This is a genomic window from Desulfonatronospira sp., assembly GCA_003563255.1.
In the GTDB taxonomy this organism is placed as follows: domain Bacteria; phylum Desulfobacterota; class Desulfovibrionia; order Desulfovibrionales; family Desulfonatronovibrionaceae; genus Desulfonatronospira.
Map to the genome: position 1 here is coordinate 1 of PWSL01000150.1, position 3,462 is coordinate 3,462.

The following is a 3,462-nucleotide window of genomic DNA, read 5'->3' on the forward strand; positions in this document are numbered from 1 at the left end:
GGCAGTAGTCTTTTTCTTAAAAAATAAGTGCGGAACATTTACAGTGCCAAGCGCTGAACCCCCGTCATGGCTCAAATTTTTCTTGTTTTTTGTGACAGGGTTTCAGGAGTAAGTCACTAATATACAAAAATGAGGAGGAGAAAATGAAGATAATTGGAGAACTTATCAATGCCAGCAGAAAAAGCGTCGGTGAGGCCATCAAGGCCGCGGATGTGGATACCATCAAAAAGCTGGCCAGAGATCAGGCCGAAAACGGGGCCCATTATATCGATGTTAATGCCGGCATATTCGTGGGCAAGGAAAAGGATTATATGGAATGGCTTATAAAACTGGTCCAGGAGGAAGTTGATGTGCCTTGTTGTATAGACAGCCCGGACCCTCTTGTAGTAGAGTCCGCCCTCAGGTTGCACCAGGATAAGGCAGGCGTACCCATGGTCAATTCCATTTCTCTGGAAAGTGACCGCTTTGACAACCTTCTGCCCGTAATAGCCGAACATCAATGCAAAGTGGTCGCCCTGTGCATGAGCGAAGAGGGCATGCCCGAAACAGCTGAAGACCGCTTCGCCATCGCGGAAAAACTGGTCAACGTCCTGATTCAGAAAGGGATCAAGGCCGACGACATTTATGTTGACCCCCTGGTTCAGCCCATTTCCACCAACAAGATGTACGGCGTGGAATTCTTAAATTCCATTGAAATGATCATGACCAGGCTGGAAGGAGTACACACTGTCTGCGGAATGTCCAATATATCCTATGGACTTCCCAAGAGAGCCATATTAAACCGCTCCTTCGTGGTCATGGCCGTGCTCAAGGGGTTGGATACAGCAATCATCAACCCCATGGACGCCAACATGATGGCCAATATTATCGTGGCGGAGACCCTGGCCGGCAAGGACGAATTCTGCATGAACTTCCTGGAGGCTTACCGGGCCGACAAGTTTGAACTCTAACCAAATACGGAATCAACCAAAATGCTCAAGGGAGAAGATACCGGAGAGGATACCGGCGTCGAATCACGTTCCCCGCGGGTAGTCATCGCCTGTGGGGCTCTCAGACCAGAACTGGAACACCTGCGCCTGGGACACGAGAATGAAGTGCATACCGTTTATCTGCCCCAGAATATGCACCGGTCCCCTCACCTGCTTCCTGACCTCATTCAGGAGCAGGTGGACACTGCCGCAGAGTATGCCTCAAGAATAATTCTGGGATACGGCCTTTGCTCCAATGGAATTGTGGGCGTCAAAGCCCCGGAGCAGGGCCTTGTGATCACCAGATCGCATGACTGTGTGGCCCTTTTTCTGGGCTCCCTTGAAAAATTCAGGCTGACAAGCCGGGACCATCCCGGCACATACTATCTCACAAGGGGCTGGATTGCCGAAGGCAAGGATCCCCTGGGAACAATGGAAAACGACTACGTACCCAGACTGGGAAGAGCCTGGGCCGAATGGGGTGCCCGGGAAGAAATCAAGCATTATACCCGGTTTGTTTTTATCAATACCGGTGTAGGAGATATCCAGGCCCTGAGAAACAGGGCCATGGAAAACGCCCGCTTCTTCGGCAAAGAATACCTGGAGGTTCAGGGAGATCTTGAATACCTGCGCCGCATACTGTTCGGGCCTTACGACAGGGATTACTTCTACCTTGTGCCTCCTTTTGAAAAGGTCCAGCAGCGCTGGTATGTACTGGAGGCGGCTGAACCGGGCCAAGAAAAAATCGTATCTGTTTAGCGCGTTGCATGTAGCACGGGGACTGGCTCTCCCCGCACTTATTTTTTTAGTAATGATCTTCACATCAGCAAAAAATAAGTGCGGGGGTGCCTGTCCCCTGCTTTCCTAAAAAGCGCTGAACAGATACAAAAAATCAAGGAGATTCATCATGAGTAACAATCAGGAATCTGTAATACAAACCTGCAAATCATATTACGACAGTCACGATGCCTGCATCTTTTACACCGAGGTATGGGGCGGCGAGGAGCACCACCTGGGCATCTACCGCCGGCCTGAAGACACCCTTTATGAGGCCAGCAAAAGAACCATTGACCGCATGGCCTCATATTCACGCAACCTCAAGGAACTGGGAGACAAGGCCCGGGTGCTGGATCTTGGCTCTGGATACGGCGGAACAGCCCGTCACCTGGCAAAAAAGTTCGGCTGCAGGGTGGTGGGCCTGAACCTCAGTGAAACCGAAAACAACCGCCATCGCGAAATGAACAGGGAACAGGGTCTGGATCATCTGATAGAAGTAGTAGACGGCAACTTTGAAAATGTACCATACGAGGACGGCTCTTTTGACGTGGCCTGGTCCCAGGACGCCTTCCTGCACAGCCCGGACCGGAAAAAGGTTCTCAGTGAAGCTGCAAGGGTCCTGAAATCCGGCGGTGAGCTCATCTTCACCGATCCCATGCAGACCGAGGATGCCTATGCCGAGTACCTGGATCCCATCCTAAAGCGCATCCACCTGGCTTCTATGGCCACCCCCACATTCTACCTGCAGACAGCAGAAGAACTGGGCCTCAAGCTCAAGTTCTTTGAAAACCTGCAGGTCCAGCTCGCCAACCATTACGCCAAGGTCCTTGAAGACACAGTCAGGATGGAAGACGACCTCCGGAAAAAAAACGTCAGCCAGGAGTATCTGGACAACATGAAAATAGGTCTGCAACACTGGAGCACCGGCGGAAAGCACGGCCATCTCACCTGGGCCATCTTCTGCTTTGAAAAAGTATAGCCGCATTGTAACCATTCATGGGGTCCTCAGTGGTAGTTCCTAAACAGATACAATTAATACAAGGGAGGAGATGATGGCCGGAATAGAATTCAAAGTCCATCAGCAGCAGTCGCGTTTTCACAATCCCTTCCAGGACATGCAGCTTACCACCCAGGACCTGGAGGTCCGCACAGACCCCCTCACCGGGCATCAGAGCGTGCTCAACACCGGACTGGAAGGCAAGGCCCAGATCCTTTTTCCGGACACGGATTACGAGTACCTGGAACAAAGAGGCCTGGAAACCGCCCAGACCTGCTTTTTATGTCCTGAAAACTGGCAAAAAAACACCCCGGCCTACCCTGAAGAATTTCTTCCCCAGGGCAGACTGGAACACGGCCAGGCCTCTCTTTTTCCCAATCTTTTTCCCATCGGCGCCTACCACAGTGTAATCAGGCTGGGTGACAAGCACCTGCGCAGACTGAATGATTTTCCGGTTCAGCTTCTGGAAGACGGCTTTTCCGTAGCCCTGGACTTTGTGCGCAAATGCCACGACTATGATCCAGGGATGCGCTACGCCACCATGAACGCCAACTATCTCTTCCCGGCAGGTGCCAGCCTGGTACATCCCCATTTTCAGATAATTAACAGCCCCACCCCGAGCACCCATCATGAACTCATACTGCAAAAATGCGCCCGGTATCATGAGCAGCACAACACCAGCTTCTGGGATGACCTGCTGCAGCTGGAAAAGGCCCGGGA

General features: G+C 51.8%; 4 protein-coding genes. All 4 read left to right on the top strand.

Features of this window, described 5'->3' with window-relative positions:
• The first annotated feature begins 143 nt into the window (after positions 1–143).
• Positions 144–950 (top strand): dihydropteroate synthase, encoded by an 807-nt coding sequence (locus QZP87_RS04190; protein ID WP_291321666.1) that lies wholly within the window; start codon positions 144–146, stop codon positions 948–950.
• 21 nt (positions 951–971) lie between these two features.
• Positions 972–1,727 carry a DUF1638 domain-containing protein gene (locus tag QZP87_RS04195; protein WP_291321667.1) on the top strand — a complete coding sequence of 252 codons (756 nt, stop codon included), beginning with the start codon at positions 972–974 and terminating at the stop codon, positions 1,725–1,727.
• 148 nt (positions 1,728–1,875) lie between these two features.
• Positions 1,876–2,724: a methyltransferase domain-containing protein gene (locus QZP87_RS04200; protein WP_291321668.1), complete on the top strand. Its 849-nt coding sequence runs from the start codon at positions 1,876–1,878 to the stop codon at positions 2,722–2,724.
• 73 nt (positions 2,725–2,797) lie between these two features.
• Positions 2,798–3,462, top strand: a 665-nt coding sequence (locus tag QZP87_RS04205) for a hypothetical protein (protein WP_291321669.1), incomplete at its 3' end; no start/stop codon positions are given.

What these genes read in the sequence shown, in the direction of transcription:
- QZP87_RS04200 (WP_291321668.1), top strand. Translation starts at nt 1,876, where the DNA reads ATGAGTAACAATCAGGAATCTGTAATACAAACCTGCAAATCATATTAC.
- QZP87_RS04190 (WP_291321666.1), top strand. Translation starts at nt 144, where the DNA reads ATGAAGATAATTGGAGAACTTATCAATGCCAGCAGAAAAAGCGTCGGT.
- QZP87_RS04195 (WP_291321667.1), top strand. Translation starts at nt 972, where the DNA reads ATGCTCAAGGGAGAAGATACCGGAGAGGATACCGGCGTCGAATCACGT.